Here is a 4,752-nt window from a genome sequence, read left to right as displayed (position 1 = left end):
TTTTATCGTCCCTACGTTTTTGCGTAGGGGCGTTTTTATTTAGGTTGCTTCTTAGTGTTCTTCACAACTAGGGTGGTACCGCGATATTTTTGTCGTCCCTACGTATTTACGTAGGGACGTTTTTTTATTAGGGAGGAAGTGAACGTATTAGAAAAGAGTATTGATAGAACAATATAAATACCGAATTGTAACAAAGAAAAAGAGACAGAGAGGAGATTAACAAATGAATTCACAGCAATGGACATCGAAATTAGGTTTCGTATTAGCTGCAGCAGGTTCAGCAATTGGTCTAGGGGCGATTTGGAAGTTCCCGTATATGGCTGGAATTGGAGGGGGCGGCGCATTCTTTCTTATTTTCATCGGTTTCACATTACTAATTGGTTTACCGCTATTATTAGCTGAATTTGTTATTGGAAGAAGTACACAAAAAGAGGCTGTGGATGCGTATAGAGAGATTGCTCCTAAAACGTTATGGCCTTGGTTAGGTAAATTAGGAATTGTAACATGTTTCATATTACTTTCTTTCTACAGTGTTGTAGGAGGCTGGATTATATTATATTTATGGAATGCAATTACAGGTAGACTATGGGAAGGAAATGGAGCATACGAAGCTACGTTTGGTGAAATCATTTCCAATCCATATTTAGCAGTTGGATCACAGCTATTATTCATCCTTATTACTATTTTTATCGTAAGTAAAGGTGTACAAAATGGTGTTGAAAAAGTAAATAAATATTTCATGCCAGCACTATTCGTTTTATTCTTTGTATTAATCGTTCGTGCACTTACGTTAGATGGTGCTGGAGAAGGCGTTCGTTTCTTCTTACAACCTGATTTCTCACATGTAACATCAGAAGTTATTTTATATGCAATGGGTCAATCGTTCTTCTCGTTATCAGTCGGTGTAGCTGTAATGGTAACGTATAGTTCATACTTACCGAAAGAAGAAAGTTTACCACGTTCGGCATTTTCTATCGTAGCTTTAACTCTTGTTATTACATTACTTGCAGGACTTGCAATTTTCCCAGTTGTGTTCGCATTTGGAATGGAACCATCTCAAGGGCCGGGACTATTATTTATCGTATTGCCAGCTATTTTCAGTAAAATGGCGTTCGGAAAATTATTCTTCATCGTTTTCTTATTACTATTCTTCTTCGCTACGATTACATCAGCAATTTCGATGTTAGAAATTAGTGTTGCATCTTTAACTGCAAAAGGTAAAGGGAAACGCGAAAAGATGGCTTTAATCGTTGGATTATTAATCTTCATTGTTGGGGTACCATCAGCATTATCATTCGGTATATTAAGTGATCTGAAGATTTTTGGAAAGACAGTCTTTGATTTAGCGGACTATGCAGTTAGTAACGTACTAATGCCACTTGGTGTATTATTAGTTTCTATCTTTGTTCCTTTAAAAATGAAGAAAGATGTATTAATGAAAGAGCTTGGTGTAAGTAAAAATAAGGGTTATAAACTGTTCGTATTATGGTTATTCTTACTTCGCTTTATCGCACCAATTGCGATTATTATCGTATTCTTAAATGTACTTGGCATTATTTAAAAAGAAAGGTAGCGTATCGTTATATGATACGCTACCTTTTTATTTCCCCCTTTTTTGTAATTCGTTTACTGTTACGAACTGATAGCCCTTCTTAGATAAAGAGTCTAAAATACCTTCAATTGTTTGTAAATTTTCATTAGACTCATCATACATAGAGTGCAGTAAAATGATAGAACCTGGTTTTACATTTTTATTAACGTATTCAATTTTATCAGCCGCAGATTTATAAAAAGTATCGGGCTCAAGATCCCATATAATTGTTTCGATATTATTTTTATTTAAATAATAGGGTAGTCCAATTAATTTTTTTCCGTTAGGGGGCCTAAAATCAATTTCGTTTGTAAATCCTGTTTGGCGGATTAATGAATTCGTTTTTTCTATTTCATCTTTAATAAAAGAAGGTGTTTTGAAAACCATTCTATTATGAGAATATGTATGGTTTCCAAGTTGGTGCCCAGATTGCGCGATAGCTTCTCCTAACGATAGATTTTTCTCTAATTCATTTCCAATTAAAAAGAAAGTAGCTTTAGCGTTGTATGTATCTAGTAGCGGTAATATTTGTTTTACATTGTTAGTAGGGCCATCATCAAAAGTTAAAGCGATCACTTTTTCATTTGTTTCTACGCGTTGTGTTAAATCTCCAAATAATTGAAAGCTTCTTGCGTTCATCAATTTGTATGTTCCGAATAATGCGGTGATAATAAAGAATAGTGTAACGATTGTAATGATAATTTTTTTCTTCATAATGTAACCTCACAATGATTTTTGATTCAATTAAAAAGTATTATATCAAACTAAGTAATTTCGTGCTTTAAGAAGAGTGTGGATGCAAGGGGAAGGAATTTATCATATAATAAAATGCAAAAGGTATATTAGGAGGTGTTTATATGGCGATTATAATTCAATTGCCAGACACTGCAACGTCTCATGCAAAGCCAAGTATGGAAATGGCGATACTTTGCGTGAGGTAGACAAGTAATATACAATCGCCTATATGAGCTCGTATCATTTTTTATATTTGGCTTTGCACCTTATTGAAATGAACCATAAAAAATAAGGGGCGAGCAGAAATGAAATACGTAAAAGCTAATGCTGTTTTACCAGAGAGTTTAATTACTGAAATTCAAAAGTATATACAAGGTGAAACAATTTACATTCCGAAACAAGAAACGAAACATTATAAATGGGGTACACGATCTGGCGGAAGAAAACAACTAGATGAAAGAAATAAAGCGATTAAAGAAGCGTTTAAAAGTGGGATTGCTATTCATCAACTTGCAGAAGAATATTTTCTTTCTGGGGAAACGATTAAAAAGATTGTGTATTCTAAATAAGAGGAAAAGAGTCTGATTCATATATTATTTTGAATCAGACTCTTTTTGTTTTATATGTATTGGATATATGAAGTGTGAACGGGCATGATAATAGAAAAAATGTGCCGTTTTTTTATTAAATGGTATACAGAGCACTTGAAGAGTAGAAAGGTGAACATATATGAATCATATTGGACAAATAACGATAGAGCTTTTAATTGGTTTTTTTGTTCTATTAATTGCTACAAAAATATTAGGGAAAACACAAATATCTCAGCTAACGCCCTTTGATTTTATTTCTGCAATCGTCCTAGGTGAGCTCGTTGGAAATTCAATATATGATCCTAAAATTAAAGTATGGTCTATTTTATATTCAGTATTTGTTTGGGTCATTTTAATTTATACTATTGAAGTGATAACACAAAAAGTAAGAGGAACAAGAAGGTTTTTTGAAGGATACCCTTCAATTATTATTCGTAATGGAAAGATTGATCGTGAACAATTAAGCGTAAATCATTTGGATATAAATCAATTACAACAAATGCTTAGGCAACAAAAAGATATATTTTCAATCCGAGAAGTTGAATATATGATATTGGAACCTAACGGAAACATAAGCGTTTTGAAAAAAAGTAAATACGAATCTCCTACTGTAAATGATTTAAGTTTAAAACATAAGCCTGTATACTTACCAATTTCATTAATTAGTGATGGAAAAGTAGTTAAGGATAATTTGAGGGAAGCCGGATTTGATGAAGGGTGGCTTTATAAACAAATAAAGCAAAAAGGAATTACTAAATTTGAAGACGTATTATATGCGGAATGGAAAACAGATGATGGCTTCTTTTGTCAGGAAATGCAGCGGTAGAGAATAAGTGATATATGTAATGTTTGTTTCTAAGTTATCTTTTACATATCAAAAAACGTAATCATTGTATACAATAAAACTAGATCAACAATTTGTATGGAGTGATAAAGATGGAAGCGTTTATTAGAAGCGATCAATATAATTTTATAAAATCACAAGCTTATATTTTAGCAAACGGGCATGCGACGGCAAATGATAGAGGTGTAATTCAAGCGTTAAAATCGCTTGCGATTGAAAAGATAATACATGTATTTGAAAATTTAACGGATGAACAGAAAGAGTTAATTGATACGGTATTAACAGTTCAGAATAGAGAAGATGCAGAATCATTTTTAATGAAAATAAATCCGTATGTAATTCCGTTTCAAGAAGTTACAGCACAAACATTAAAAAAATTATTTCCTAAAGCGAAAAAGTTAAAACTTCCTGATATGGAAGAAATGGATATGAAAGAAATATCTTATTTAAGCTGGATTGATAAGGGGTCAAGCAGGAAATTTATTATAGCGAAAAATGATAAAAATAAATTTGTTGGTCTGCAAGGAACGTTCCAAAGTTTAAATAAAAAAAGCATTTGTTCGTTATGTCATGGACATGAAGAAGTAGGAATGTTTTTAGTTGAAATTAAAGGTGATGTACCAGGAACTTTCGTTAAAAAGGGAAACTACATTTGCAAAGATGGTGTAGCTTGCAATCAGAATATGAAATCGCTAGATAAATTGACCGATTTTATTGACCGCTTGAAAAAATAACGAGAAAACCTCTAGTATTTAAACTGGAGGTTTTTATTTTTGGAAGAAGTAAAATAAGCTTTCTTTGTAAATGTAGATTTATAATGAAATTTGATAAAAATATCTATTATGATACAGTTGCTTATATGCAAGGAGGTAAAACATGGATTACCTTTTATCGAAAGAAAAAGTGAAACGCTGGCCTAAAGATACGATAGCGGCGGGGCGTTGTCATACTGTTGGCCTTAAATCGGATGGCACGGTAGTAGCGGTGGGCCG

6 protein-coding genes are annotated in these 4,752 nt (G+C 32.8%); 5 read left to right on the top strand and 1 reads right to left on the bottom strand.

Annotated elements, in window-relative coordinates; all coding sequences use genetic code 11:
* The first annotated feature begins 223 nt into the window (after positions 1-223).
* Complete coding sequence (locus MR170_RS29735; RefSeq protein WP_048565304.1) at positions 224-1,561, top strand: sodium-dependent transporter; 1,338 nt, start codon at positions 224-226, stop codon at positions 1,559-1,561.
* A 39-nt stretch (positions 1,562-1,600) separates the two neighbouring features.
* Here MR170_RS29735 and MR170_RS29730 read toward each other — a convergent pair whose 3' ends face one another.
* The gene (locus MR170_RS29730; protein ID WP_016082087.1) at positions 1,601-2,305 is read right to left on the bottom strand and encodes a polysaccharide deacetylase family protein; all 705 of its coding nucleotides are present in this window, start codon (positions 2,303-2,305) and stop codon (positions 1,601-1,603) included.
* 326 nt (positions 2,306-2,631) lie between these two features.
* Here MR170_RS29730 and MR170_RS29725 point away from each other — a divergent pair, with 326 nt between their 5' ends.
* The 4 genes from MR170_RS29725 to MR170_RS29710 form a co-directional block, all read left to right on the top strand.
* The gene (locus MR170_RS29725) at positions 2,632-2,895 is read left to right on the top strand and encodes a CD3324 family protein (protein WP_000878325.1); all 264 of its coding nucleotides are present in this window, start codon (positions 2,632-2,634) and stop codon (positions 2,893-2,895) included.
* Between the two features lie 160 nt (positions 2,896-3,055).
* Positions 3,056-3,742 (top strand): DUF421 domain-containing protein, encoded by a 687-nt coding sequence (locus tag MR170_RS29720; RefSeq protein WP_001015535.1) that lies wholly within the window; start codon positions 3,056-3,058, stop codon positions 3,740-3,742.
* A gap of 110 nt (positions 3,743-3,852) precedes the next feature.
* The gene (locus MR170_RS29715; RefSeq protein WP_029441972.1) at positions 3,853-4,494 is read left to right on the top strand and encodes a FusB/FusC family EF-G-binding protein; all 642 of its coding nucleotides are present in this window, start codon (positions 3,853-3,855) and stop codon (positions 4,492-4,494) included.
* A gap of 142 nt (positions 4,495-4,636) precedes the next feature.
* Positions 4,637-4,752: RCC1-like domain-containing protein (locus MR170_RS29710; protein ID WP_242310475.1), on the top strand; the 116-nt coding region annotated here is incomplete at its 3' end.

This window comes from Bacillus cereus group sp. BfR-BA-01524, assembly GCF_022662595.1.
Lineage (GTDB): Bacteria > Bacillota > Bacilli > Bacillales > Bacillaceae_G > Bacillus_A > Bacillus_A thuringiensis_S.
This window is presented reverse-complemented; position numbering and strand designations above follow the sequence as displayed.